Genomic DNA, 26,060 nt, shown 5'->3' on the forward strand with positions numbered 1-26,060 from the left:
GGCCGGAAACGATGTTGAGGGCAGCGTCGCGCAGGGGTGTTTGGCGTAGTGCCCTCCATCTTGGCTCCCTCTGACCTCGTCTCTCCGTACCGACCGCCGAAGTAGCGCCGGCCGCCGCCTCGCGCGGGCGTCCCAACCGGTGCTGCGCGCAGCGGGTGTGCGGCGGCGGGCCGCCCCACGGATGTGCCCATCGGTTGGAGGCGCGGCCAAAGGTGCGCTCGGCAGGGTGACCGCTCGCGGCAAGGCCACCACGGGTGCGGCCATCTGAGCAGCGGATCTGACTAGCGACGCTTGAATGCTTGCCGTCTAGCGGTAGGCGTTTGAGAGATGAGAGAGGTGTAGCGATGCATCACGCGTCCCAACCGGGGACACCCACAAGGGGGTGGCGACCAGCGCGTCAGGCGCTCGCGCAGGTCGCCCTTTTGGCGCTCGTCTGGTGGGCGCTCACGGGCGGTGAGGCGCGGAGCTGGTACTTCGGCGTGCCGGTCGTGCTGCTCGCCGTCTGGGCTAGCCGTACGCTCTTTCCGGGCGTCGGGACGCCCGTACGCTGGCGCGGCGCGCTCCTTTTCGCGCTGGTCTTTCTCTGGGGTTCGCTGCGCGGCGGCGTCGACGTGGCGTGGCGGGCGTTTGACCCGCGCATGCCGCTCGAGCCCGCCTTTCTCGCCTATCCGCTGCGGCTCCCCCCCGGCCCCGCACGGGTGCTCTTGGCCAACGCCACGAGCTTGATGCCGGGGACACTCAGCGCCGAGCTGACGCCGACACACCTGCGCGTACACGCGCTGACGGGCGACCTGCAGACCGAAGCGGCGTTAGAGGGGCTCGAGCGGGTCGTCGGCGGCGTGTTCGGCTACGCGCTCCCCCGCCGGAGGGGCGCGTGACCGAACTCTACCTCGCCGCCACGCTCTTTTTGCTCGCGAACATCTTCGCAGGGCTTGTGCGCGTGCTGCGCGGGCCGACGCCCGCCGACCGGATGATGGCGTCGCAGCTTTTCGGCACCACAGGGGTCGCCATGCTGCTGCTTTTAGCCGAAGGCCTAGCGTCGCCGGCGTTGCGCGACGTCGCGCTGCTCTTTGCGCTCCTCGGCGCGCTCGCGCTCGTCGCCTTTGTCCGGCGGGCGTGGATCCACAAGGCCCCCTCCGACGGCCCCGAAAGGAGCACGCCGTGAACCTAGCGACCCTGCTGAACTGGGGTTCTGCCACACTCATCGTGGTGGGCTGCTTGTTTTTTCTCGCCGGTACCGTTGGGCTGCTGCGTTTTCCCGACGTCTACAGCCGCCTGCACGCGCTCACCAAAGCCGACAACGTCGGGCTCGGCCTCGTCGCGCTAGGGCTCACCCTGCAGGCCGAGTCGTTCGCGGCGGGGGCGAAGATCCTGGCGATTTGGCTGCTCGTCTTGCCCGCGAGCGCGACCGCCGCGCACCTCATCGCCGAAGCGGCGGTCCGCGCGCGCATCCCCCACTGGAGGCGACCATCACCGCGCTGATCTGGACCTTTGACGTACTCTTGGCGCTCTCCCTGCCACTGTTGGCGTGGCAGGCGCTCGCCACCCGCGACCTCTTTAAAGCCGTGGTGCTCTTTATCGCGTTTGGGCTTCTCGCCTCGCTCGCTTGGGTGCGCCTCGGCGCGCCCGACGTCGCGCTCGCCGAGGCGGCGATCGGCGCGGGCCTCACGGGCGCGCTGCTGCTCGACACCCTGGGCCGCATCGGTCCGAAAGAGGAACCCCGTGGCGAGTCCTAAACCCAGCGCGAGACCAAAGCCTGCTTATGTGGTCAAGCAGCACCGCTCGCACCACGGCCACAAGACGCTCTTGCGCCGCTTCGTCATCGGCTTTTTGGCGACGGCAACGACGCTCTCGCTCGCCTGGGCGGTGCTCGAGCTCCCCACGCCACCCGTTGACCTCGCCGCGCAGGTGCGCGCGGCGCTCCCCGAGAGCGGCGTGACCCAACCCATCACGGCGGTGCTGCTCAACTTCCGCAGCTACGACACCCTGCTCGAGGTCGCGGTGCTGCTCATCGCGCTGATTAGCGTCTGGGCGCTGCGGCTCGAGGCCCCCCAAGCCGAGGGGCCGGTCGCCGCGACGACGCCCGTGCTCACCTCGCTGGTGCGGTTTTTGACCCCCATGATGATCCTCGTCGCGGGCTACTTGCTGTGGGCCGGTTCGACGCGGCCGGGGGGCGCCTTCCAGGGGGGGGCGGTGTTGGGGGCGTTGGGCGAACTTCTCCTCTTGGCGGCGCTTTTTCACGGGGCGCTGCGGCGCACGTGGCCGCTCCGCACCCTGCTCACCCTCGGCTTCGGCGTCTTTTTGGGGGTGGGCGTGCTGTCGTTTTTCGTCGGCGGGACCCTGCTCGAGTACCCCGAGGGCTGGGCCTACCCCGCGATCCTCGCCATCGAAACCCTTTTAACCGTCTCCATCGGCCTCACGCTCGCGCTGCTCTTTTTGGGCGCCGACCCGGTCCACGTCCGCGAGGACGATCCCCGGGAGCAGCCCAGCGCACCCCGCGAGGCGCTGGCCTTTGAAACCGAAAGAGCGGTGCCGGAGGAGGCGCTGTGACGATCTCGACCCTTTACGCGCTCTCGAGCACGGCGCTTATCGGCATCTGCTTGTACGGCGTCTTTACGCGCGCGCACCTGATCCGCAAGGTGTTGGCGCTCAACATCTTGGGCAGCAGCATCTTTTTGCTGCTCGTGAGCTTTGCGCGGCGCAGCGGCGCCGAACCCGATCCCGTACCGCACGCGATGGTCCTTACCGGCATCGTGGTCGCGGTGAGCGCGACCGCCTTTACGCTGGCGATGGTGCGCCGCCTCTTTCAGGAGACGGGGTACGCCTACCTCCCCGAAGACGCGCCTCAGACCGCTACGCAGCCCCCCCATGATGAGGATCACCGAGACGATGCTGCCTAAACACCCATCACGACTCCCCTCGCGACGTCGCGCCGCTACCTGCCGCCGGAGCCCGACGTGACGCCCGTCGACGCCTCCTTGTGGCCCTTTGACCTCATCATCTGGCCCATCGTGCTGCCGTTAATCGGCGCTACGCTCTCGTTCGTGCTGCCGCGCCTCGCGGTGCCCCTAGGGGTCAGCACGGCGTTCGTCACCCTGCTGAGCGTCGCCGCGCTGCTTTTAGAGGTCTGGGCGGTGGGTGCCGAGAGCTACGCCCTGGGCGGTTGGGCCGCGCCGCTAGGCATCGCCCTCTACGCGGACGGGCTCAGCGTAGTGATGCTCCTCATGGCGGGCGCCGTGGGGGCGCTTATTAGCGTCTACGCGGCGGGCTACTTTAAGCTGGGCGCGCTCGACATCGCCATCTTCTGGCCGCTCTGGCTCTTTTTGTGGGCCGCCCTCAACGCGATCTTCCTGTCCAACGACATCTTCAACCTCTACGTGGGGCTCGAGCTGATGGGCATCTCCGCGGTCGGGCTCGTGGTGGTCGCCGGGGGGCGCACCGCCGTGGTCGCGGGTACGCGCTACTTGTTGGTGTCGCTCATCGGTTCGCTCGCCTACCTGTTGGGCGTCGCGCTGCTCTACGGCGCGTTCGGCACCCTGGACCTCGATACCCTAGCGGCGTCGATCACACCGGTGCCGGCCGCGTGGGCGGCGGTGGCGCTCATCACGGTCGGCATGGCGCTTAAAACCGCCCTCTTTCCGCTCCACTTCTGGCTGCCGCCGACGCACGCGAGCGCGCCCGCGCCGGTGAGCGCGCTGCTCTCGGGGCTCGTCGCCAAGGCGTCGTTTTATCTGCTGCTGCGCCTGTGGTTTTCCGTCTTCCCCGCCGCGCTCACCCCGGCGGTGGTGCACCTCATCGGCCTTTTGGGGGCTTTCGGCATCCTCTGGGGTTCCGCGCTGGCGCTCCGCCAGAGCCGCCTAAAGCTGCTGATCGCCTACTCGACGGTCGCCCAGATCGGCTACTTGTTCGTGCTCTTCCCGCTCGCCGGCCCCAACGGTTGGGGGAGCGAGGCGTGGAGCGGCGGGGTCATCCAGGCGTTTTCGCACGCTTTCGCCAAGGCCGCGATGTTCCTCTCGGCCGGCACGCTCGCCTACGCGGTGGGTGACGACGGCATCGAGTCGTTGGGCGGGGTGACCAAGCACCTGCCGCTGTCGGTCGTCGCGTTCGGTCTAGCGGGGGTGTCGCTCATCGGGCTGCCGCCGAGCGGCGGGTTTACGGCGAAGTGGCTGCTGCTGCTCGCCGCCTTTGGAACCGGGCAGTGGTGGCACGCCCTCGCCATCTTGGTGGGCAGCCTGCTCGCTGCGGGGTACGTCTTTAGGGTCGTGCAGGTCGCGCTTAGCGGGGGGCAGGGGCGCGCCGCGCGCCTCACCCCGCGGCGGCTCGAGGTCGCCTCGCTCACGCTCGCGCTCATCGCCCTGCTGCTCGGCTTCGCCTCGGCGCCGCTGTTGCAGCTTCTTAGCATCGGGGTCCCCGCATGACGCGCGCGGCGGTAGCGCTGAGCACGCAGCACGAGGTGGCGCGGTGAACGCCGACCCCTTCATGCCCCTTTTCGTCCTCCTCAGCTCGCTCGTCCCGAGCCTCGTCATCTTCGGCTTGAGCGACCGCCAAGCGGGGCTCCGGCGCTGGCTCTACCTGGGCGCGGAGGTCGTTAAACTCCTGCTGGTCGTGGTGATGGCGGAGCGGGCCGCCGCGGGCGCGGTCTACGAGTTTAGCGTGCCGCTCCTGCCCGGCGCCGAGCTCGTGCTGCGCGCGGGCCCCTTGGCGCTCCTTTTCCTCGTCCTCTCGGCGGGGCTCTGGCTCCTCACCACGATCTACGCCAACGGCTACATGGCGGGCACCCCCCATCAGAGCCGTTTCTACGGTTTTTTCGGGCTGTGCGTCACGGCGACTGCCGGCGTCGCCATGGCGGGCAACCTGCTCACCTTCTTCTTCTTCTACGAGCTCCTGACGCTCGTGACCTACCCGCTCGTGGTCCACACTCAGAGCGAGGCGGCGCTGCGAGCGGGCCGCACCTATTTGCGCTACGCCATCGCCGGCGGCACCGCCCTGCTCGCCGGGGTGATCTGGCTCTACGTGCTCGCGGGCGCGGTACCCTTTACCGAGGGGGGGGCGCTCGCCGCGGCCGGCCTCGGCGAGCAGCGGGCCGCGCTCACCGCGATCTTCGTGCTTTTGATCCTCGGTCTGGGGGTCAAGTCGGCGCTGGTGCCGCTGCACGGCTGGCTCCCCGCCGCCATGGTCGCCCCCGCCCCCGTGAGCGCCCTGCTGCACGCGGTGGCGGTCGTCAAAGCGGGCGCGTTTGGCGTGCTGCGCGTCGTCTACGAGGTCTTCGGCGTCTCCTTGGCGCAGGAGCTGGGTGTTCTGGGGCCGCTCGCGGTGGCCGCTGCCATCACCATCCTCTACGGTTCTTGGATGGCGCTCCAGCAAGACGAACTCAAAAAGCGGCTCGCCTACTCCACCGTGAGCCAGCTCGCCTACATCACGCTGGGGGTCTCTATCGCGGGGGCGGAGGCGACCGCGGGCGGGATCGTCCACCTCGTGCACCACGGCGTGATGAAGATCACCCTCTTTTTCTGCGCGGGGGTGATCGCCAAGACCCTCGGGCTCACCCGGATCAGCGAGCTCGACGGCGTCGCGCGGCGCCTCCCCGCCACGATGGTCGCCTTTAGCGTCGCCGCGCTCGGCATGATGGGGCTACCGCCGCTCGCCGGTTTCGTCACCAAGTGGTACCTGGGCCTCGGCGCGGCCGAAAACGGCGAGCTCTGGCCGCTCGCCGTGCTCGTGCTGAGCACAGTCCTCAACGCCGCCTACTTTTTGCCGATCATCTACCGCGCTTGGTTCAAGGCGCCCCCCGGGCCGTTTACCGAAAAGCTGCCGCCCTCGCGCTTCGAAACGCGTTGGGTGCTCCTGCTCCCACCCCTCGTGACCGCCTCGCTGACGGTGCTCGTCGGGCTCTTGGCGACGACCGAGCTCGGGGCGCTGCAGTGGGTTTCGGTGATCGCCGAACGCGAACTCCCCTACGCACCGGAGGACATCATCCCGTGAACGGCGCTCTCGTCAGTCTCCCCTTCCCTGCCTTGCTGCCTTGGTCGGTGGCCTGGCTCGTCGTACTCGCGCCCCCCCTGCTGCTCGCCCCCCTCGTGCTCATCCCGCGCGTGCGCCCCGCCGCGCTCCGGCTCGCCCCTTGGGCGCCCCTGGGCGCGCTCGCCGCAGCGCTGCTCGCCCCCCTGGGCGAGGTCGCGCGGCTCCCTTTGCTCCTCACCACGCACGTCGGCCTGACCCCCCTCACCCAGGCGTTTCTCCTCTTCACCGCCCCCCTGTGGCTGCTCGCGGGCCTCTACGGGCGCCGCTACCTCGCCGATGACCCCGCGGCGGCCCCGTTCTGGGGCGCCTTTTTGCTCACGCTGACGGGCAACCTGGGCGTGTTGATCGCGCGCGACGTGGTCACCTTCTACCTCTTTTTCACCCTCATGAGCTTTGCCGCCTACCCCCTCGTCGTGCACGAAAGGACGCCTCGAGCGCGGCGGGCGGCGCGCATCTACCTGAGCCTGGTGATCGTCGGCGAGGCGTTTTTGCTCCCCGCGACCATCCTTATCGCCTCAGCGGGCGGCGTGATGCTGGGGGCGGTCCCTGATGTCGTCGCCGAGGCGCCGCGGCGCGACCTGATCATCGCGCTCGCGCTCGCCGGCTTCGGGGTCAAAGCGGGGGCGCTGCCGCTGCACCTCTGGCTACCGCTCGCGCACCCCGCCGCACCGACCCCGGCGAGCGCGGTGCTAAGCGGCACGATGATCAAGACGGGGCTCCTCGGCTGGGCGGTCTTTCTGCCGCTCGGTACGGCGCTCCCGGGATGGGGGCGTTTGGTGATGGTCATGGGCGTCGCCGCAGCGCTCTACGGGGCGCTCGTCGGCGTAACGCAAAAGCACCCCAAGACGGTGTTGGCGTACTCGAGCATCAGCCAGATGGGCCTGATGACGGTCGCGCTCGGGCTCGCGCTCTACGCGCCGGTCGCGACCGAGGCCGCGCGCACGGCCCTCGTGGTCTACGCCGCGCACCACGCGTTCGCCAAAGTCGGGCTCTTTTTGGGCGTGGGCGTCGCGCCCAAAGCGCGCGGGCGCGCCCAAAAGCTCGTCGTCGGCGCCGGCCTCGTGCTCGCCGCGCTCGCCCTCACGGGCGCCCCGCTGACGAGCGGCGCGGTCGCCAAGGGCTACCTCACGGCCGCAACGGGCGCCCTCTCGCCCGACGAACCGCTCCCTTTAGAGCCGCTTTTGCAGCTCGCCGCTATCGGCACGACCCTCCTGATGGCGCGTTTTTTGGTGACCGTGTGGCCGCGCGGGGCGGGACCAGCGGCCCCCATACCGCTCGGGCTCCTGCTGCCGTGGTTGGTGACGCTGCTCGCCGTCGCGTTCGGCGTGCTCGCGCTACCCGAGGGGCCGGCGTACCTCATCTACAGCGCCGGCGCGCTGAGCGCCCTTTCGCCCGCGCTCATCGGCGCGCTCCTGGCGCTTCTCGTCTGGCTGCTCTACCGCTACGGGTTTTTGGACGCGCGCCCCGGGATCCCCGAGGGCGACCTCGTCGCCCCCCTGGCGGCGCTTTCGGGGGGGCTGCAGCGCGCTTGGGCTCGCCTCGTCCCCTTTTGGCGACACCTCACGACCCCCGAAGCGGGGGCGCGCCCCAAAGGCAGCTTGGGGGCGCGGCTCACGGCGCTCGAGAACCTCCTCGGTTGGACCGCCGCCGGCGGGCTCTTTCTCTTTCTCGTGACGACCCTGCTGGCGCTCCAGGTGCGCTAGCCCTAGCAGGTACGGTAGCACTAGAACGCGCGGCCGCTACGGCCTAACGCGGCGGACGATGTGAGCGCGCCCGCAGGTCCTTAGAGTGAGGCCATGACGACGGAGCAGATCACCCTCTTCGTGTCCCGCTTGCTCCGCAACGAGGTCTCCCGCGCGGAGCTGGGGGCGCTCTCCCCCGACGAGCTCACCGCCATCAACTTGCACCTCTACAGGATCCGCCACGACCCGACGCGCCACCACAGCTTCGCCGGACCCGTCACCTTCGGCTCGATCGGTGTCGCGCACCCCCCCGGACGGGAGGGAACGGCCAGTGCTGAGCCGAGGGCGCCGCGGCGCACCTTCTCCGAAGCGGAGATCTTAGCCGAGCTGGGCGTCCCCTCCTAACGGCGCGAGCTGCGGTAGGAGGCGGCGCAGGGAGAAGCGCACGCGGCCCAAATCCTGCGACGACGCCAGGCACACCACACCTACGGGCTCCGCGCGCTCCGGCGCGAGCATCAGCAGCGTGCCCCCTTCGAACTCGAGGAGCGTCTGCGTCGGCCTGTCGGCGCCCAAGAGCTCGGCGAGCAGGCCGCTGGCGGCGAGCGTGCTCGCGAGCAGCGCGGTGGGCACGGCGCACGCGTCCTCCGGCGCGCGCGCCAAAAGCTCCCCCGAGGCGCTCAGGAGCGCAACCCCCTTGACGCCACCTAGCTCGAGGATCGCCGCGACCAACGCCTGCGGCGTCATCCCGGCGCCGACGGCCTCCACCGCTACCACCCCGCCACAGGCGCGTAAGGGGGGACGCCACACCGGAGGCGGCGAGCTGGGTTGAGAGAGCAGCGCATACGCGACAGTGTAGCGAGGCGCCGGGCGCGCGCGCGTAGAAAATTCGTCATCAGCGCGCGCTAGCCGGGGCAAAGGGCCGCCACGCGCGAGGCGACCCCGCGCCGCACACCCGTGCGGCCAGGCAGGGGCATTTGCTATGCTCGACGGCGATGAGTCCACTTCACATCCACGCCGAAGCGGGGGACGTCGCACCCTTTGTGCTCCTACCGGGCGACCCGAACCGTGCGCGGCTCATCGCCGAGACCTTTTTCGAGGCGCCGCGCCCCTACACCACCTACCGGCAGCTCCTCGGCTTTAGCGGCCGCTACAAAGGGCTCCCGGTGTCGGTCCAGGCGACCGGGATGGGGTGCCCGAGCCTCGCTATCGTGGTCGAAGAGCTCTGTCAGTTGGGCGTCCACACCCTCGTGCGCGTCGGCACGGCGGGTATCATCGGCGAGGGCATCGCGCCGGGCGACCTCATCGTAGCGAGCGCGTCCGTACCGCAAGAGGGCACCACCCGGATGTACCTGGGCGGCGACCCCTACGCCCCCTGCGCCTCGTTCGCCCTCACGCGCGCGCTCGCCGACGCGGCGGGTCCGGGGGTGCACGTCGGGCTCATCCAGACCGAGGACGCCTTTTACGCCACCCAACCGAGCGGCGTCGCGCGGCTACGCGAGCGGGGGGTTTTGGCCGTCGAGATGGAGGCTTCGGCGCTCTTTACGCTCGGCAAGCTGCGGCGCGTCGAGACCGGGTGCGTGCTGGTCGCCTCTAACCACATCGGCGACCCGCAGTTCGTCGACCCGGACTTTTTGCGGGAGCGCGTGCTCACGATGACCGAAGCGGCGCTCGAGGCGGGTGTTCACTTGGCCCGCCAGAAGGGGGAGCTATGAAGCAACACGAAACCGCCACGAACGTCGCGGTGATCGGCGCCGGTACGATGGGCGCCGGGATCGCCCAGGTGTGCGCCGCCGCGGGCCACACCGTGACGCTCGTCGACGTGAGCGCCGAGGCTTTAGAGCGCGGCCGTAAGAGCGTCGCAAAGGGCCTGGAGAAGCTCGTTCACAAGGGGCGCCTCGGTGAGGCCGAACGCGACGCGAGCTTGGAGCGCCTGACCTTTACCGGCGACCTCGCCGCCGTGGGCGGCGCCGCGGTGGTCATCGAGGCGGTGTTTGAAGCCATCGCGGTCAAGCGCGAGGTGTGGGAAAAGCTCTCCGAGGTCGCCACCCCAGAGGCGCTCTTGGCGAGCAACACCTCGAGCCTGTCGCTTACCGAGATCGCCGCCGGCGTCGCCCATCCGGAGCGTTTTTGCGGGCTGCACTTCTTTAACCCCGTACCGGTGCTGCCGCTCGTCGAGGTGGTGCGGGCGCTGCAGACGGGGGCGGGGACGCTCGAGCGGGCCGAAGCCTTCGTCCGGGGGCTCGGCAAGACGCCCATCGTCTGCGACGACCGGCCCGGCTTTATCGTCAACCGCCTGCTGATCCCCTACCTCAACGACGCCGTGCACGCGCTCGCCGAAGGGGTCGCCTCCGCCGAGGCGATCGACAGCGCGATGAAGCTCGGCGCAAACATGCCCATCGGCCCCCTTGCGCTCCTCGACCTCGTCGGCCTCGACGTCGCGCTCGCCGCCGCCGAATCCCTGCATAGCGAGTTTGGCGACCCGAAGTTTCGCCCGCACCCGCTGCTGCGGCAGATGGTGCGCGCCGGCAAGCTCGGGCGCAAAACCGGCGAGGGCTTTTTCCAGTACAGCTAACGCCAACCGCCAGCCACACGTTCTAGCCCAGAGACGAGGAGACCTTATGTCCGACCTCAGCCACCAAGATCATCAAGACCACGACCACCAACACGGCGGCGCGCTCGACGTCAGCGACATCACCTCGGAGCTCACGACGCTGAGCTACGAGGTGCAAGAGCGCATCGCTCTCATCACCATCGAACGCCCGGAGGCGCTCAACGCCCTCAACGCCGACCTGCTCTACGAGCTCGGGGTGGCTTTCGAGCTCGCCGAGGCCGACCTCGACGTGCGGGCGCTCGTCATCACGGGGAGCGGGCGCGCGTTCGTCGCGGGCGCCGACATCAAGAACTTGCAGCGGCTCTCGGACACCTTTAGCGGACGCGAGGCGGCCCTAGCGGGGCAGGACGTGATGAACACGCTCGCCTCGCTCCCCATCCCGACGATCGCCGCGATTAACGGCTTCGCGCTGGGCGGCGGGCTCGAGCTCGCCCTCGCCGCCGACTTGCGCGTCGCGAGCCGGGGCGCCAAACTCGGCCTGCCCGAGGTGGGGCTGGGGCTCATCCCCGGCTACGGCGGCACCCAGCGGCTGCCGCGCCTCATCGGTCAGGGGCGCGCTCTAGACCTCATCCTGACGGGGCGGCACGTCGGCGCCGAGGAGGCGCTCAGCTTGGGTCTTGTCAACCGCGTGGTCGACGACGCGCTAGAGGGCGCCTTGGAGCTCGCCCGCTTGACCCTCAAAAACGCCCCCATCGCCCTCGGGCTCGCCAAGGAGGCGGTGGTGCGGGGCATCGACATGACCATCAACCAAGGGCTCGAGGTCGAAGCCGACCTCTTCGGTATGGCCGCCTCGACCGAGGACGCCACCGAAGGCACGACCGCCTTTTTGGAAAAGCGCGCGGCGGAGTTTAAGGGGCAGTAGGCAGGGGAGCGCCCCTCCGGACGCTGTGTCCAGCCGATGACCCAGCGTCCAGCAAGCGTGATCCGTGGCGCGTGGCCCATAGCTCATGGTCCACAGGCCACGCGCCACGGGCCACCGGCCCCTTCGGTCAGGGCTCGTCGCGCCCCTTGACCTCGGCGGGCGGATGGGTCGCCTCGACCGCCGTAAAGGGCTCTAGAATCTTGTAGGTGTGCGCGGCGCCCTTCGGGACGAGCCACGAGTCGCCGGGCTCGAGGCGGATGGTCTGCCCCTCGAGGTGCAGCTCGGCCCGCCCGCTGATCACAAAGCCGACGGTCTCGTAGTCGCGGCGCACCTCCGGTTTGGGTTCACCCGGGGGCTGGTCGCGCCAAAGGCGCATCGAGAGCCCCTTGCCGGAGACCAGGTACACCTGTCCCATCTCCCCTTGCGGGGAGGCTTCGGCGCTCACCTTTTTGATCGTGGTGTCTGCCATGCTGCCTCCTTCCCCCCTAGGGTGGCCCAGCGCACCCCAAAGGACCGTAGGCTGCCGCGCATGTTCGCGCGACCTAACGGGCCACGCGCTCGAGGTGCGCCAACACCTCGGGGTCGATGCGGCCGGGTTCTACAAGGCGCTCCTCGAGGTTTTCAACCCCCGCGAACGCCTGCAGGGCCGCCTCCGCGCGTTCGTCCCAGGTCTCTGCGGCGCGCTCTAAGTAACCCGCACGCACCAAGCCCTCCTGGACCCGCTTAGCGAGCGCCGCGTCGATCTCTAGAAGCGCCTCGGGTTTGGGCCGCTCGAAGAGCAACCGGTGCAACCCCAAAAGCCGCCGCAGCTCCTCGACGGGGTGCGCGTGGTCGTCGACGCGCAGGTCGAGGTAGCGGTCGTTAAACCCGCCGTAGCCCCCCTCCTGGCGCACCACCAGCAGCGCCGCCGACTGCCGCCCGCGCTTGTCGCCACCCGCCGCGTCGCCGGCGGCGAGCGCCGCCACCAGCCGCTCGGCCAACGGCCCCGTAGTCTCCTGAAAGGTCGTCACGAGCGCCCCTATGACCTCGGGGCCGGTCAGCAGGTTGCCCTGCGCGGCGTAGTTCTCGCCGCACTGCCCGCCCGCCCAGGGGTGGCACGCGTCGCCGGTAAAGGTGAAGCTGTGGCCGTGGGCGTCAACCAGGCCGTACTGGCGCTGGGCGTGCTGCGGGTCGGTTTCGGCGAACGCTTGGTGGATGAGCTCGAGCGAGATCCCCCCCCGCAGCGCCATGATGGTGCGCGGCCCGAAGGTCGTGTTGGCGTACGACTGGGTGGCGACCGCCCCCACGCCGGCCTCGGCGTAGGGCACAACCGCCCCGACGGCCAAAAACTTGGAGGCGGTCGCGACGCCCAGGTCACCCGTTTCGGGGTCGCGCGCGACGATGGAAAAGGTAGAGACGCTCCTCATGGCGGCAGCCTAGCACTTTGGCGCAGGCGCAAAAACCGCGCTGGCGACGGTTTGAGAGCCAGAAGTCAGGAGTCAGGAGACAGCATGGGCTACCTGGCCACTGACTTCTGGCTACTGACTTCTGGCTACTGACTTCTGGCTTCTGGGCCACCCCACCGTGGTTTAATGCCCCGTGCCGTTTCGCCTGAAACTCACCCTGATCGTCTTCGGCCTGCTCGCGCTGAGCGTGGCCGTGCTGCCCCTCATCCTGCCCATCCCCGAGCTCGACACCGTCCCCGCTCGGCAGCTCGCGGGCGACGAGGGGGCGTTTGTGACGGTAGACGGCCTCGAGGTCTTTTACGAAGAGGCGGGGAGCGGGGGGACGCCCCTGCTCCTGCTGCACGGCTTCGGCGCCTCGACGTTCTCGTGGCGCGAGGTGCTCGCCCCCCTCGGGGCAGAGCGGCGCACGGTCGCTTTCGACCGCCCCGCGTTCGGGCTCACCGAGCGCCCCGCGGTGCCGCCGGGGGCGACGGGGCTCGAGAACCCCTACACGCCGGAGGCGCAGGTCGCGCTAACTGTCGGCCTGCTCGACGCGCTCGGGCTCGAGCGGGCGGTGCTCGTCGGCAACTCCTCCGGCGGCACGCTCGCCTTGCAGGTGGCGCTCGCGCACCCCGAGCGCGTCGCGGGGCTCGTGCTGGTGGGGGCTGCCGTCTACGAGGGGGGCGGCGCGCCGGCGTGGGTGCGGCCCCTGTTGCACACCCCGCAGATGAACCGTCTGGGTCCCCTCATCATGCGGCAGTTCGGCGAGGGGCCGGGACTCGAGTTTCTGCGCCGCTCCTACGCCGACCCCGAGCGCGTCACCGAAGAGGTCATAGCCGGCTACCGCCGACCGCTGCGCGCCGACGGGTGGGACGTCGCCCTCTGGGAGCTGACCAAGGCGAGCCGCACCCCCGACCTCGCGCCCCGCTTGGGCGAGGTGCGCGTCCCGACCCTCGTCGTGAGCGGCGCGGCCGACGCCATCGTCCCCCCCGAACAGAGCCAGCGGCTGGCGCAGGAGATCCCGGGGGCCGAACTCGCGCTTCTAGAGGGCTGTGGTCACCTGCCGCAGGAGGAGTGCCCCGAGGCGTTCGTCGCGGCCGTCACGGCGTGGCTGGAGGGTGGTAGTCAGTAGCCAGTAGTCAGTAGCCAGTGGCGAGTGGTCGGTAGTCAGAAGCCAGTGGTCAGGCGTCAGAAGACCAAACGCCCCGATGCTGGCTGCTGACCCCTGGCTTCTGGTTGCCCGGACTTCTGTATAGTGAGCCTATGGTTGCGGCCCCCCACGAGCCCCGCCCCACCGCCCCCGTCACCTCCTTACCGCTGCTCGCCGCTTACGGCGTCACCAAGCGCTTCCCCGGCGTCGTCGCCAACGACCGCGTCTCGCTCGAGCTGCACGCGGGCGAGGTGCACGCGCTGTTGGGCGAGAACGGGGCCGGCAAAACGACGCTGATCAGCATGCTCTACGGGTTTTATCCCCCCGACGAGGGCGCGCTCTACCTCTCGGGCGAACCCGTAAGGTTACGCTCGCCGCGCGACGCGCTCGCGCGCGGCGTCGGGCTCGTGGCGCAGCACTTTCTGCTGGTGCCGCGCCACACGGTCGCCGAAAACGTCGCCCTGGGGCTGCCGGGGACGCCCTTTTGGGGGCCGACGCGGCGGCTGCGGGCGCGCATCCGCGAGCTGAGCGCGCGCTACGGGCTCCAGGTCGACCCCGACGCGTATGTTCAGGACCTCTCGGCCGGGGAGCAGCAGCGCGTGGAGATCATCAAGGCGCTCGTGCGCGGGGCGCGCGTGCTCATCCTGGATGAGCCCACGGGGGTCTTGACCCCCGGCGAGGCCGAGGGGCTTTTCGAGGTGATGGCGGCGATGAAGCGCGAGGGGCACGCGGTCGTCTTTATCACCCACAAGCTCGGCGAGGTGATGCGCGCCGCCGACCGCGTCACCGTGCTGCGCAAGGGGCGGGTCGTGGGGCACGCGCGCACCGCTGAGACGAGCGCCGCGGCGCTGGCGCGGCTCATGGTCGGCCGCGAGGTCAGCTTGCCGCCGCTGCGCGCCGCGGCGCCGCCGGGGGAGCGGCTGCTCGAGGTGCGCGGCCTCTGCGCGCGGGGTGAGCGCGGCGAGGCGGCGCTCAAAGGGGTGTCTTTTGACCTGCACGCGGGCGAGATGCTCGGCGTCGCGGGGGTCGCGGGGAACGGGCAGCTCGAGCTCATCGAGGTCCTGACGGGGCTCCGCCCCGCGACCGCAGGGGTCCTTAAGCTGCGCGGCCGCGACCTGACGCCTCTAAGCCCGCGCGAACGCTTCGAGGCGGGCGTCGCCCACATCCCCGAGGAGCGCCTGGGGACCGGCGTGGTGCCGAACCTCAGCGTCGCCGAAAACTTGAGCCTCCGCCACTACCGCGCCCCCCCCTTCGCCAAGGGGCCGCTTTTAGACCGTGCCGCGATGGCCGCCTTTGCCGCGCGGGCGGTCGAGGCCTACCGCGTCGCTACCCCCTCGACCGAGACGCCCGTGCGGCTGCTGTCGGGGGGCAACATTCAGAAGCTCATCCTCGCCCGCGAGCTGCACGGCGACCCGACCGTGATCGTCGCGGCGCACCCGACCTACGGGCTCGACGTGGGCGCGACCGAGCTCACCCACACGCTGCTTTCAGAGAGCCGCGCGCGCGGCGCGGGGGTGCTGCTCGTCTCCGAAGACTTAGACGAGCTGCTGCGCCTGTGCGACCGCATCCTGGTGCTCTTCGCCGGCGAGGTGATGGGCGTCGTCGGCGCCGCGGACGCCCAGCGCGACCTTCTCGGGCTCATGATGGCCGGAGCGGCGCGCGCATGAAGCGCTACCGGCTCGAGCCGCGCCCCGCGCCCCCCCCCGGCCTCGTGCTCGCGGTGTCGTGCGGCGCGGTCGTCGCGGCGCTCGTCGTCACCGGCTTTATCTTTCTGGGCTTCGGCCACAACCCCATCACCGCCTACGCGCAGCTCTTCGCGGCCACCTTGGGCGACCTGCGCGGGGTCTCCGAGGTGCTGCGCAAGACCGTCCCGCTGCTTCTTTGCGGCGTCGGCCTGGTGCTCGCGTTTCGCCTGCAGTTCTGGAACATCGGCGCCGAGGGGCAGATCCTCGCGGGCGCGGCCGGCGCCGCGGGGGTCGCCCTCTTCGTCCCCGGTCTGGGCCCCGCGACGCTCCCCGCGATGTTCGCCGCCGGCTTCGTCGCCGGCGCGGCCTGGGGCTTTCTGCCCGCGATCCTTAAAGCGCGGCTCGGCGTGAGCGAGATCATCACCACCTTGATGATGAACTACATCGCCTTCTACCTCGTGCAGTACCTTATCCTCGGGCCGTGGCGGGGGCAGGAGGCGCGCGGGTTCGCCTACACCGACCGCTTCCCGCCGGAGGCGGCCCTGCCGCTCCTGCCGGGCACCCGCCTCCCCTGGCCGACGCTCGTGGTCGCGGTGGCGCTGGTGCTCTTCGTCGCCTTTCTCTTAAGCCGCACGCGCCTCGGCTTCGAGGTGCGCGTGATCGGCCAGAGCGCCCACGCGGCGCGCTACGCGGGGATGGGGTTTACCAGGGTCACGCTCCTCGTGATGGGCCTCTCGGCGGGGGCCGCGGGGCTCGCGGGGGTCGGCGAGGTCGCCGGCGTGCACCTGCGCCTTTTAGACCCCGCGCAGATCTCGCTCGGTTACGGCTACACCGCCATCATCGTCGCGCTGCTCGCCCGCGGCCACCCCCTGGCGACGCTGCTCACCGCGACCTTTTTGGGGCTCGTGTTCGCCATGGGCGACACCATGCGCGTGGTCTTGGGCCTCCCCTTTCAGATGACGGGGGTGATCAGCGGCCTGGTGCTCTTTTTCATCATCGCCGCCGAACCGGTGCTGCGCTACCGGCTGCGCCGCGCCCCCGCAGCGCCGCTCCAGGCGCCCGAAGCCGCAACGCCCGAACCCGCCAAGGAGGTAGCTCGTGGAGCTCGAGAGCTGGCTGATTAGCGCGACCGCCCGCTCGCTCGCCTTCGCCACGCCCCTGCTGCTAGCGGCCCTCGGCGAGATCGTCGCCGAGCGCGCGGGGGTGGTCAACCTGGGGGTCGAGGGGATGATGGTCCTGGGCGCCCTTACCGGCTTCGTCGCCGCGCAGTTGGGGGGCGACCCCACCCTGGGGGTCCTCGCCGCGGGGCTCACGGGCGGGCTCGCGGCGCTCGTGCACGCGTTTCTCGCCATCACCTTGCGCGCCAACCAGTACGTCTCGGGCCTCGCGCTCACCATCTTCGGGCTGGGGCTCTCGGGGGTCGTCGGCCGCGCGTGGCAGGGTCAGCCGCTCCGCAACCCCTTCCGCGCCCTCGACGTGCCGCCTCTCGCCGAGCTGCCCGTCCTCGGCCCCGCCCTCTTTCAGGGGCAGCACCTCATGACCTACGCCGCCATCCTCGCCGCGCTCCTGCTCTGGGTGCTGCTCTTCAAGACCCGGCTGGGCCTCAGCGTGCGCTCGGTCGGGGAGTCGCCGGCGGCCGCCGACGCGCTCGGCGTCGGGGTCTACGGGCTCCGCTACGGCTGCGTGGTCTTCGGCGGGGTGATGGCGGGCGTGGCCGGCAGCTACCTCTCGCTCGCCTACCGCCCCTCGTGGTCGGAGGGGATGAGTGCCGGGATGGGGTGGATCGCCCTGGCGATCGCTATTTTCGCCGCGTGGAACCCCCTCAAGGCGCTGTGGGGGGCTTTTCTCTTCGGTGCCTGCTTTCACCTCGCCTTTCGCCTCCAAGGGGTGTTGCCCGCCGAGTTTCTGCGGCTTTTGCCCTACGTCGCCACCATCGTCGCCCTGACGCTCGCCTCGCTCGGCCGCTCCCGCGCTCGGCGGGGGGCGCCGGCGGCGCTCGGCACCCCCTACACGCGCGGCGAGCGTTGAGCCCCGCGCGGCTCGAGCGCCCACCTGAGAGACCTGGAATCATGGAGCGGGTATCATCGGGTCGGCGGCGCGCTCACGTCGACACGCGCTCCTTGCGCGCTCCGAGAGGATAGCGACGCGCAGGGCCGCTGATCGCGCCGGCTGTACCGCCGTGGACTGGCGACGCGTCGGTCTTCGGCGTCGTTAAAGGAGGTTGGGGATGAAGCGTTGGTGGCTCGGAGCGTTGATGATGGGCAGCGTCGCGTGGGCGCAGCTCGAGGAGGTGCAGGCGGGTTTTATCTACGTGGGGCCGGTCGGCGACTTCGGCTGGACCTACTCGCACGATAGAGGGAGAAGAGCGGTCGACGAACGCTTCGACTGGCTCACGACCACCTTCGTCGAATCGGTACCCGAAGGGGACGCGGAGACGTTTATCGACCAGCTCGTGCGCGGGGGCGCGAACGTGATCTTTACGACCTCGTTCGGCTACGGCGAGGCGACTTTGGCCGCCGCGCAGCGCTACCCCGAGGTGCTCTTCGGCCACGCGACCGGCTTTCAGACCGCGCCCAACGTGATGGTCTACATCGCCGAGTTCTACCAGGTCTACTACCTCAACGGCCTCATGGCCGGGGCGCTCACCGAGACGAACAAGATCGGCTACGTCGCAGCGTTTCCCATCCCCGAGGTCAAGCGCCACATCAACGCCTTTACCCTCGGGGTGCGCGAGGTCAACCCCGAGGCCGAGGTCGAGGTGCGCTGGCTCTACAACTGGTTCGACCCGGCGGGCGCCGCCGAGGCCACCCAGGCCTTGATCGCCGAAGGCGCGGACGTGTTCGCCTTCTCCGAAGACACCCCGACGGTCATCCAGACGGCGGCCGAACGGGGTTTCCCCAGCTTCTCGCACTACTCGGCGATGTACGACTTCGCCCCCGAGCACGTCGTCTCCGGGCAGATCGCCAACTGGGAGGTGATCTACGCCGACTTTCTGGAAAAAGTCCACACGGGCGAGTACACCGCGCAGAACTTAGAGGACGTCAACTACTGGTGGCTCCTGGACGACGGCGCCGTGATCATGGGCGCGGACGAGGAGACACCCATCAACCCGGTTTTCGAGGAGCGCCTGCGCGCCGTCACCGTGCGCGACCCCGAACTCGGCGAGGTGTCGGTGTACGACCTCGTGATGGCCCGCCACGACGCGATGAGAGAGGGCGGCCCGGAGGCCTTCGACCCCTTTACCGGCCCCGTGCGCGACCGGCGCGGCAACGTGGTCATCGAGGAGGGCGTGACCCCCGACCAGGAGACCTTGGAGACCCTCGAGTGGGCCGTCGAAGGGGTGTCGGCCTCGAGCCCGTGGGACAACGAACCTTAAGCCTCCCCCGCGCGCAGGCGCGCGACGCCGCGAAGCCCCCGGTCGGGGGCTTTCGCTTTGGGAGCCTTAGGCGCCGGGCGCCGCCTCGAAGAGCGGCAGCCGCGCCATCCCCGGCACCGTCACGAGGCCCTGGTCGGTGATGCGCAGCTCGGGGATGACCGAGAGCGGGATGAGGTTAAAGCCCATGTAGGGGAGCGTGCAGCCGAGCTCACGCCAGGCGCGTTTGAGCTCCGCGGTCGCCGCCGCCACCTCGGGCGCGCGCCCTTCGGAGAGGAGCCCCGCGATGGGCAGCGCCACCTGCGCGAGCACCTGCCCGTCTCGCACCACCACCACGCCCCCCCGGAGCGCGCGCACGGTCTCGACTGCAAGGCGCATGTCGCTCTCTTCGCGCCCCGCCACGATGAGGTTATGCGCGTCGTGGCCGACGCTGCTCGCCACCGCCCCCGAGGTGAGCCCGAAATCTTTCAGCAGGCCGTGGGCGACGGCGCCCGAACGCCCGTGCCGCTCCAAGACGCTCACGAAGCAGAGGTCCTCGGCGTCAAAGTGCGCCGCCCAGCTCGCCCGCACGGGTAGCTCGACGCGCTCGTGAAAGAGGGTGATCCCCGGCAGCGCCGTGCGGATGACGTTGGCGGTGCAGGGGACGCGCGGCAGCTCCGGGGTCAGGGTGTAGGCCGCGGGCAACCGCACGGTCTCAAAGGCGGCCTTGGGGTAGGTGTAGCGCGCCGAGAGGGCCGCGTCGAGCGCGGGCGTGACGCGCCCCGCCTCGACGACCAGCTCCCCGCCGTACCAGGTGTTCTGGGGCTCGAGCGCGTCGTTTAAGAGCACCACGTCCGCCCGCCGCCCGTGCCCGAGGCCGCCTAACTCGCTGTCTAAAGCGTAGCGCGTGGCGGCGTGCAGCGACCCCATGCTCCAGGCGAGCGCAGGCTCGAGCCCCGCCCGGACCGCCTCGCGCACCACCCAGTCGAGGCCGAACAAGAAGAGGTCGTCAGCGTCGCGGTCGTCGGTGCAGAGGCAGACGCGTTTGGCGCAGGCGCCGCGTTCGGTGACCGTCTTGATGGCCTCGGGGAGGCTGTGCCAGGGGGTCGTCGGCGGGCCGCCGCGCAAAAAGAGCCACATCCCGGCCTCGAGGAGGTCGTCGGCGATAGAGCCGTCGATGGCCTCGTGGGTGTCGGTAATCCCGCTCGCCGCGTAGGCCGCGACGAACTCGCGCCCGTAGACGTGCCCCGAGACCGGTTTGCCGCGCCTTAGGGCCTCGCGGAGGATGGCGTGGCTCCGAGAGTCGCCCTGGGCCACCTGAACGAAGTCCATCTTCTCCCCCAAGGCCGCCGCCTCGGGCCAGGTGTCGAACACGCGGGCGATCTTCTCCGGCGTGAGGTCGCCGCCCGCCGTCTCGAACGCCGGGGAGGTCGCCGGGACGGTGCTCGGCACGGTCAAAAAGACGTTCAGGGCCGCTCGGCGCGCGTCCCCTAGCATCCACTCGACACCCGATAGGTCACAGACGTTGGCGATCTCGTGCGAGTCGCAAAAAACCGTCGTGGTGCCGCTTAGGAGGGCCGCCTCGGCGTAGGCGCAGGCGGTCATCATGCTCGACTCGATGTGCACGTGCGGGTCGACCAAGCCCGGCGCCAAGATGCCGCCCTGCGCGTCGTAGGTGGGCGCGTCTAGAAGGGCGGCGCGGGCGCTGCCGGCGGGTTTGACCGCCGCGATGCGCCCCCGGTAGAACCACACCTCGCGGTCTTCTAAGAGGCGCTCGGTGTAGCTCGAGAGCAGCCGCGCGCCCGTGATGACCCGCTCCGGCGCCACGCGTCCGGAGGCGACCGCCGCGAGCTCGCGGGTCAGGTCAGCGAGCGGGGGAACCGAGAGGCGGTTCAACGCGCGTCCCAAAGGGTTCTCCAACCGTTCGGCGCGTCGTCACGCCGGCAGGTACACACCTGCTGCTTAGGCGAGCCATCATGGCGCATCGGTTCCTCCTCAAGCCCCTACCCCGAACGCGGCGTGCACCGCGTCCTGAAAGTATAGGACGCGGTGCACGTGGGGTAAAGCCGAGCCGCCCCGGGAGGCCGTTTGAGCGCCGCTTGAACGGTTGGGCGCCTACACCCGCACCCGCTTCCCGCCGTCTTTAGCACGCGACTTCCAGATGAGCCGGATGGGCACCTCTTTAAAGCCTAAGTCCTCGCGGATGCGGTTTAAGATGTACTGCTCGTAGGCGCGCGTCACGAACTGCTCGTTGTTGACCGAGATGACGAACGTGGGCGGCGCCACGTCCGCCTGGGTGCCGTAGAGGAGCTTGAGGGGCCGCCCCTTGAAGTTGGGGGGCGCTTGGCGCTGGGTCCAGACCTCGAGCCAACCGTTGACCTCGCTCGTGGGGACGCGGAAGCGGGCGGTGTCGTAGACGCGGATCACGGCCGCCAAGAGGTCGTGCAGGCCGTAGGCGTTTAAAGCGCTCGTGTAGACCTTGGGCGCGAAGTCGAGGTGTCCGAGCACCTGGGCGATGTTCTTCTCGAACTCCCGCAGGGCCTCGTCGGGCACCAGGTCCCACTTGTTGATGGTCAAGACCACGGGCTTACCCGCCTGGAGCGCCAGGTTGGCGAGGCGCAGCTCGTGGTCGCCGAGTTCGAAGGGGTCGACGACGAGCACCGCGACGTCCGAACGCATCAGCGCCTCCTCGCTGCGGAGCTTTGAGTAGTACTCGACGTCCCCGTCCGGTTTGCGGCGGATGCCGGCGGTGTCGATGAGCACAAACGGGCGCCCGCCGAAGTCGAAGCGCACGTCCACGCTGTCGCGGGTCGTACCGGGGACGTCCGCGACGATCACGCGCTCATCGCCGACGAGCGCGTTTAACAGGCTCGACTTGCCCACGTTCGGGCGGCCGATGATGGCGACCCGCACCTCCTCGGCCTCGGCCTCGTCGGCGTCCTCGGGCAGGCGCTCGAAGATGGTGTCCAAGAGCTCATAGGTGCCGCGCGCGTGCTCGGCGGAGATCGCCAGGGGCTCCCCGAAGCCGAGGCCGTAGAGCTCGTAAAACTCGGGGGACTCCTCGTGGCGCGGGTCGTCGAGCTTGGTCGCCAAGAGCAGCGTGGGTTTACCCACGTTGCGCAGCCACGCCGCGACCTCGTAGTCGGCCGCGCTTAGGGGCGCGCGCCCGTCGACGCAGAAGAGCACGAGCGCCGCGTCCGCCAGGGCGGCCTCGATGCGGCGCTTGATGGGCTCTTGCCACTCGTCGTTCGACCAGAGGCCGCCGGTGTCCAAAAGCGTAAAGCTGCGGCCCAAGTCGTCCTCCACGCGGGCCTCTTTGACGTCGCGGGTGACGCCGGGCATGTCGGCCACGATGGCCTCGCGCCGCCCGACGAGGCGGTTAAAGAGGCTCGACTTGCCCACGTTCGGGCGGCCGACGATGGCGACCTTAGCCACGCGCGCCCCCCGCAGCTTCCGCCGCGGTAGCGGCGCACCCCAGACGCTCGCCGACCCGGACGCCATAGCCGCCGGCCCACGCGCGCGCGTCCATCTTGCCCCGGCCGGCGGGCTGCACCGCGCGCAGGAGCACCGCGCCCTCCCCCGCTGCGACCGTCACGCCCTCGGCGCCGACGGCGAGGACGGTACCCGGTGCCCCACGCGCGGCCGCCGGAGCGCTCACGGGCGACATCTCGAGGATCTTCAGCGTGCCGCCGCGATGGGGCGTCCAGGAGCCCGGCCAGGCGAAGACGCCGCGGTAGCGGTTGTAGATGGCCGCTGCGGCGTCCTCCCAACGGACGCGGCCGTCCGCTTTCGTGAGGAGCGGGGCGTAGGTCGCTCGCGCCTCGTCTTGCGGCGCGCTCGGCAGGGTGCCCGCTTCAAGGGCCGCGAGCGCCTCCGTGAGCGCGTCTGCTCCCAGCTCGGCGAGGCGCGTAAAGAGCGTCACGGCGGTGTCGTCCGGCGCGACGCCGAGGCGCCGCTGCAACCGCACCGGCCCCGTGTCGAGCCCCGCTTCGGTCTGCATGATGCTGACGCCCGTCTCCGTCTCTCCCTCTATCAGCGCCCACTGGATGGGGGCCGCGCCGCGGTACTTGGGCAGCAAGGAGGCGTGGACGTTGAGAAACCCGTGCTTGGGCGCGTCCAGCAGGGCTTGCGGCAGGATCTTGCCGTAGGCGGCGGTGACGGCCACGTCGAGCCCTAGCCCGCGCACGAGCTCCAGAAACGCCGCGTTCCCCTTCAGGCGCGCGGGTTGCTCGAGCCGGAGCCCCAGCTCGCGCGCGCGCTGCGCTACGGGCGGCGGGGTCAGCTTGTAGCCGCGCCCGGCAGGTTTGTCGGGTTGCGCCACGACCAGAGCGACCTCGTGGCGCTGAAGAAGCGCCTCCAGGGTCGGCAGGGCGAACGCGGGCGAACCGAACAGGGCGACCCTCACACCGGCGCCCCCTTTTCCCGCAGCTCTTTGAGGTACGCCTTGGCTTGGCGCTGCAGCTCGGCGAGCTCGCGGCGGTGCGCCTCCATAAAGGCGCGCCTCTCGGCCTCGGGGAGGCGGTCGAAAAAGAGCACCCCGTCTAGGTGGTCGAGCTCGTGCTGAATGACGTGCGCGAAGTGCCCCTCGGCCTCGCGCTCGTGCCAGGCGCCCTGGAGGTCCTGGTAGCGCACCCGCACGGTGCGGTCGCGCTTCATCTTCTCGATAAACAGCCCCGGCACGCTGAGGCAGCCGTCGACGCCGTACTGCGTGCCGCTGCGCGCGATGATCTCGGGGTTGACCATGACGTGCTCGGCGACGACGCCCCAGCGCTCGCGCTTCTCGTCGGGGCTTAGAGCCTCCGCCTCCGCCTCGCCCTCCTGCCCCGCGGCCTCCTCGGCGGCGCGCGGGGCGAGTTCGAGCGCCACGAAAAGGCGTTTCGAGAGCCCGATCTGCGGCGCCGCCAGACCGACCCCGTTGGCCTCGAACATGGTTTCGATCATGTCTTTCGCGAGCGTCTCCAGCTCGCCGTCAAAGTGCGTCACCGGGCGCGCGACCTTGCGCAGCACCGGGTCGCCAAAGTAGCGGATGTGGTATTTCACGCGTCCCTTTCTCCTGCTAGCCGCGCGCCTCGAGCCCTCTTGCGGCGCGCGCTTTAGGCGTATCTTACGCGCTTTGCCCCCTCTGGGCTGTTTCGCTCGGGGCGTTACGGCGCCCGCTCCGGTGGGGGGCCGCTCGGCGCTTTTGCGGCGAGCGCGACCTCGAGGCGCGGCAGCTCCAACGCCGTGACCCCCTCGGGGAGCTCGAGCGCGACCTCGAGGGTGTGCTGCCCCGGCCCCACGTCCTGCGGCACGACGGCCGTGGCGCGCACCCGCTCGAGCGCCGCGAGCTCCGCTTCGGAGCCCGCCAAGAGCGCCTCGGGCTGACTCAGGGTCGCCGAACGCACCTCGAGCGAGGGTAGGGAGAGGGGACGCAGCACGACCGGGACGCGGCGCGTGTAGAGCACCGGCGCCGCGTCGACGCTGAGCTCGACCTCGGCGGGCTGCACCTGCACCTCGGGGACCGGCAGCCCCGCCTCGTCGACGGCGTAGACGGGTACGGTGGAGACCGCTCCCCCCGGGCGCAGGGGGGCCAAAACCCGCGCGACCTGCGCCACCTGCGATTCGGGGCCCGACACGACCACGGCGCTCGGCAGGGCCCGCGCCTCTAGCTGCACGTCGTCGGGGGGCTCCCCGACGAGGGCGACCTCGACCGGTACGGGCTGCTCGACGAGCGTCTCGACGCTCCCCCAGATCTCGCTCGGGCGGACGCTGATAAGGTTGATCCCCTGCGGCGGAAAGACCCGTACGGTCTGCTCAAACGCCCCCGTCACGCCGCGCAGGTCGAGCACCGCGTCGACGCCGCTAGGGTTGAGTGCCCCGACGCGGTGCGCGGGTCCCGACAGACGCACCTCAACGGCGTCGGGCACCCCCGAGACGACCTGTTGGCTCCCAAGCCCCTCGACCTTTAGGGGGGCGCGCAACGTCCGCTGGCCGATCACGGTGTCGTCCATGCTGATAAACAGCCAGAGCACCACGGCGAGCAGCAGCGCGCCGAGCTTGAGCCGCCAGTTGTGGCGCAAGCGCCGCCAGAGACCAGCGAACCCCTCCGGCAGCGCCTGCAGCGCGGCTCGAGCGCGCCGCCACACCGCCCCGCCGGGGGAACCGGGTTTGTCCGCGTTATCCAAGTCGTCCCAACACCTTTACATGACACCTAATACATGACACCTGGCGCGCGTGGCACCTAGCGCAGCCGCGCTCCACCGATAGCCCCAGCATACGGCACACGCGGCGACGAGGCGAACACGCAGCGCGCGCATCACGTCGGGTAGACCTCGCGCAGCGCCCGCAGCACCTCGGCGGGGGCGATGTCGCTGCGCAGCACCCCGTTTTTGGCGTACGAGACCGTCCCCCGCTCCTCGCTGACCACGATCGCGAGCGCGTCGGTCACCTCGGAGAGCCCGAGCGCGGCGCGGTGGCGGGTGCCGTGCTTGGCCGACCACCCCTCGTGCTGCTCCGAAAGCGGGAAGATCGCCCCGGCGTAGGTGATGCGGTCGCCTTTGATGAGCACGCCGCCGTCGTGGAGCGGCCCCCTCGAGTCGAAGATCGTCTGCAGCAGGGCGGCCGAAACGGGCGACTCGAGCTTCGAGCCCGCGCGGCCGTACTCGAACAAGGGCACGCGCCCCTCGATGGCGATGAGCGCCCCCTTGCGCTGCGCCGCGAGCTCGCGCACCGCCGTCATGATCTCGGGGACGGGGTCGTTCACCACCGTGCGGCTCACGCGCCCGCGCCCGACGCGCTCGAGCGCCGCCCGGAGCTCCGGTTGAAACACCACCACCACCGCCAAAAACGCCGCCGGTGCGGCGCGGTCGAAAAGCCAGCGCGTCGCCCCGAGGTCGAGCTGCGTCGACAGCAGCCAGAGCGCGAGGATCGCTACAAGCCCGCGCAGCACGTTCCACGCCCGCGAGTCGCTCAAAAACTTGTAGACGTGGTAGAGCAGCGCTGCGAGGATAAGGATATCCAGCAGGTCGAGCAGGCGAAAGGTAAAGTCCAACACGACCTCCAAGCGAGTAGCGAGCGGCACGTCGCAGCGCCGTCGCGACCGTGCGAGGCGCGCCGTCGCCACGACCCGCAGACCCATCATCAAGATGTGCTTCGTGTTCGAAAGAGCGTCACGCTAGGGCTGGCGGCGCAGCCTTGACGACGCGTACACCGCAGCATCTAGGCAAGGGGACGACGTCACAGAACGCCACGGCCAGCGGGGGCGCGCACCTCGTATGTGCTCAACGTAGCACGT

Annotated in this window: 27 protein-coding genes; 18 read left to right on the forward strand and 9 right to left on the reverse strand. The window is 70.2% G+C overall.

The window, feature by feature from the left end:
* Positions 1–344: 344 nt before the first annotated feature.
* The 10 genes from TRAD_RS08315 to TRAD_RS08360 all read left to right on the forward strand — a co-directional run bounded on the left by TRAD_RS08315 (position 345) and on the right by TRAD_RS08360 (position 8,108).
* Positions 345–878: a Na+/H+ antiporter subunit E gene (locus TRAD_RS08315; RefSeq protein WP_013178163.1), complete on the forward strand. Its 534-nt coding sequence runs from the start codon at positions 345–347 to the stop codon at positions 876–878.
* Positions 875–1,165, forward strand: a complete 291-nt coding sequence (locus TRAD_RS08320) for an MrpF/PhaF family protein (RefSeq protein ID WP_013178164.1) — start codon at positions 875–877, stop codon at positions 1,163–1,165. Before TRAD_RS08315 ends, TRAD_RS08320 begins: the two co-directional genes overlap by 4 nt.
* The gene (gene mnhG / locus TRAD_RS08325) at positions 1,162–1,482 is read left to right on the forward strand and encodes a monovalent cation/H(+) antiporter subunit G (protein WP_013178165.1); all 321 of its coding nucleotides are present in this window, start codon (positions 1,162–1,164) and stop codon (positions 1,480–1,482) included. Before TRAD_RS08320 ends, mnhG begins: the two co-directional genes overlap by 4 nt.
* Before the next feature lie 20 nt (positions 1,483–1,502).
* A complete protein-coding gene (locus tag TRAD_RS08330) occupies positions 1,503–1,736 on the forward strand; it encodes a Na(+)/H(+) antiporter subunit B (RefSeq protein ID WP_013178166.1) in 234 nt (77 codons plus the stop codon).
* Positions 1,737–1,764: 28 nt separating this feature from the next.
* A complete protein-coding gene (locus TRAD_RS08335) occupies positions 1,765–2,550 on the forward strand; it encodes a Na(+)/H(+) antiporter subunit B (RefSeq protein ID WP_013178167.1) in 786 nt (261 codons plus the stop codon).
* Positions 2,547–2,900, forward strand: coding sequence for a sodium:proton antiporter (locus tag TRAD_RS08340; RefSeq protein ID WP_013178168.1), 354 nt, complete (start codon positions 2,547–2,549; stop codon positions 2,898–2,900). The genes TRAD_RS08335 and TRAD_RS08340 overlap by 4 nt, the downstream gene beginning before the upstream one ends.
* 57 nt (positions 2,901–2,957) lie before the next feature.
* Complete coding sequence (locus TRAD_RS08345; protein ID WP_013178169.1) at positions 2,958–4,418, forward strand: complex I subunit 5 family protein; 1,461 nt, start codon at positions 2,958–2,960, stop codon at positions 4,416–4,418.
* Between the two features lie 43 nt (positions 4,419–4,461).
* A complete protein-coding gene (locus TRAD_RS08350) occupies positions 4,462–5,982 on the forward strand; it encodes a proton-conducting transporter transmembrane domain-containing protein (protein ID WP_013178170.1) in 1,521 nt (506 codons plus the stop codon).
* Positions 5,983–6,029: 47 nt separating this feature from the next.
* Positions 6,030–7,724 carry a complex I subunit 5 family protein gene (locus TRAD_RS08355; protein WP_148221212.1) on the forward strand — a complete coding sequence of 565 codons (1,695 nt, stop codon included), beginning with the start codon at positions 6,030–6,032 and terminating at the stop codon, positions 7,722–7,724.
* A gap of 93 nt (positions 7,725–7,817) precedes the next feature.
* Positions 7,818–8,108, forward strand: coding sequence for a hypothetical protein (locus TRAD_RS08360; RefSeq protein WP_013178172.1), 291 nt, complete (start codon positions 7,818–7,820; stop codon positions 8,106–8,108).
* Here the strand turns inward: TRAD_RS08360 and TRAD_RS08365 are convergent.
* Positions 8,082–8,510, reverse strand: a complete 429-nt coding sequence (locus TRAD_RS08365; protein WP_148221213.1) for a roadblock/LC7 domain-containing protein — start codon at positions 8,508–8,510, stop codon at positions 8,082–8,084. The two genes, TRAD_RS08360 and TRAD_RS08365, sit on opposite strands and share 27 nt — an antisense overlap.
* Before the next feature lie 185 nt (positions 8,511–8,695).
* Between TRAD_RS08365 and TRAD_RS08370 the strand changes: the two genes are divergently transcribed.
* The 3 genes from TRAD_RS08370 to TRAD_RS08380 are packed head-to-tail and all read left to right on the forward strand — an operon-like array spanning position 8,696 to position 11,176.
* Positions 8,696–9,415, forward strand: coding sequence for a phosphorylase family protein (locus tag TRAD_RS08370; protein ID WP_013178174.1), 720 nt, complete (start codon positions 8,696–8,698; stop codon positions 9,413–9,415).
* Positions 9,412–10,275: a 3-hydroxyacyl-CoA dehydrogenase family protein gene (locus tag TRAD_RS08375; protein WP_013178175.1), complete on the forward strand. Its 864-nt coding sequence runs from the start codon at positions 9,412–9,414 to the stop codon at positions 10,273–10,275. The genes TRAD_RS08370 and TRAD_RS08375 overlap by 4 nt, the downstream gene beginning before the upstream one ends.
* Positions 10,276–10,321: 46 nt before the next feature.
* Entirely contained in the window at positions 10,322–11,176 is an 855-nt protein-coding gene (locus TRAD_RS08380) for an enoyl-CoA hydratase/isomerase family protein (RefSeq protein ID WP_013178176.1), read from the forward strand.
* A 127-nt stretch (positions 11,177–11,303) separates the two neighbouring features.
* On the opposite strand, the gene TRAD_RS08385 is transcribed toward TRAD_RS08380, so the two are convergent.
* Both TRAD_RS08385 and TRAD_RS08390 read right to left on the reverse strand, forming a co-directional pair.
* Entirely contained in the window at positions 11,304–11,645 is a 342-nt protein-coding gene (locus TRAD_RS08385; protein WP_013178177.1) for a cupin domain-containing protein, read from the reverse strand.
* Positions 11,646–11,718: 73 nt separating this feature from the next.
* Positions 11,719–12,582, reverse strand: a complete 864-nt coding sequence (locus TRAD_RS08390) for a DUF1028 domain-containing protein (protein WP_013178178.1) — start codon at positions 12,580–12,582, stop codon at positions 11,719–11,721.
* A gap of 172 nt (positions 12,583–12,754) precedes the next feature.
* Here TRAD_RS08390 and TRAD_RS08395 point away from each other — a divergent pair, with 172 nt between their 5' ends.
* From TRAD_RS08395 to TRAD_RS08415, 5 genes are all read left to right on the forward strand, one after another.
* The gene (locus TRAD_RS08395; protein WP_013178179.1) at positions 12,755–13,732 is read left to right on the forward strand and encodes an alpha/beta fold hydrolase; all 978 of its coding nucleotides are present in this window, start codon (positions 12,755–12,757) and stop codon (positions 13,730–13,732) included.
* Between the two features lie 131 nt (positions 13,733–13,863).
* Complete coding sequence (locus tag TRAD_RS08400) at positions 13,864–15,417, forward strand: ABC transporter ATP-binding protein (RefSeq protein ID WP_013178180.1); 1,554 nt, start codon at positions 13,864–13,866, stop codon at positions 15,415–15,417.
* Entirely contained in the window at positions 15,414–16,559 is a 1,146-nt protein-coding gene (locus TRAD_RS08405) for an ABC transporter permease (RefSeq protein WP_013178181.1), read from the forward strand. Before TRAD_RS08400 ends, TRAD_RS08405 begins: the two co-directional genes overlap by 4 nt.
* Positions 16,534–17,463 carry an ABC transporter permease gene (locus TRAD_RS08410; RefSeq protein ID WP_013178182.1) on the forward strand — a complete coding sequence of 310 codons (930 nt, stop codon included), beginning with the start codon at positions 16,534–16,536 and terminating at the stop codon, positions 17,461–17,463. Before TRAD_RS08405 ends, TRAD_RS08410 begins: the two co-directional genes overlap by 26 nt.
* Before the next feature lie 199 nt (positions 17,464–17,662).
* Positions 17,663–18,811, forward strand: coding sequence for a BMP family ABC transporter substrate-binding protein (locus TRAD_RS08415; protein WP_013178183.1), 1,149 nt, complete (start codon positions 17,663–17,665; stop codon positions 18,809–18,811).
* Positions 18,812–18,877: 66 nt separating this feature from the next.
* On the opposite strand, the gene TRAD_RS08420 is transcribed toward TRAD_RS08415, so the two are convergent.
* From TRAD_RS08420 to cdaA, 6 genes are all read right to left on the reverse strand, one after another.
* Positions 18,878–20,695, reverse strand: coding sequence for an adenine deaminase (locus tag TRAD_RS08420; RefSeq protein ID WP_013178184.1), 1,818 nt, complete (start codon positions 20,693–20,695; stop codon positions 18,878–18,880).
* Positions 20,696–20,902: 207 nt separating this feature from the next.
* A complete protein-coding gene (gene der, locus TRAD_RS08425) occupies positions 20,903–22,222 on the reverse strand; it encodes a ribosome biogenesis GTPase Der (protein WP_013178185.1) in 1,320 nt (439 codons plus the stop codon).
* Positions 22,215–23,192 carry a methionyl-tRNA formyltransferase gene (gene fmt, locus TRAD_RS08430; protein WP_013178186.1) on the reverse strand — a complete coding sequence of 326 codons (978 nt, stop codon included), beginning with the start codon at positions 23,190–23,192 and terminating at the stop codon, positions 22,215–22,217. The genes der and fmt overlap by 8 nt, the downstream gene beginning before the upstream one ends.
* Entirely contained in the window at positions 23,189–23,827 is a 639-nt protein-coding gene (locus tag TRAD_RS08435; protein WP_013178187.1) for a peptide deformylase, read from the reverse strand. The genes fmt and TRAD_RS08435 overlap by 4 nt, the downstream gene beginning before the upstream one ends.
* A 104-nt stretch (positions 23,828–23,931) precedes the next feature.
* The gene (locus tag TRAD_RS08440) at positions 23,932–24,951 is read right to left on the reverse strand and encodes a CdaR family protein (protein ID WP_041947206.1); all 1,020 of its coding nucleotides are present in this window, start codon (positions 24,949–24,951) and stop codon (positions 23,932–23,934) included.
* A gap of 131 nt (positions 24,952–25,082) precedes the next feature.
* Positions 25,083–25,847: a diadenylate cyclase CdaA gene (cdaA, locus tag TRAD_RS08445; RefSeq protein ID WP_221401583.1), complete on the reverse strand. Its 765-nt coding sequence runs from the start codon at positions 25,845–25,847 to the stop codon at positions 25,083–25,085.
* Positions 25,848–26,060: the final 213 nt, after the last annotated feature.

Source organism: Truepera radiovictrix DSM 17093 (genome assembly GCF_000092425.1).
Classification (GTDB): Bacteria; Deinococcota; Deinococci; order Deinococcales; family Trueperaceae; genus Truepera; species Truepera radiovictrix.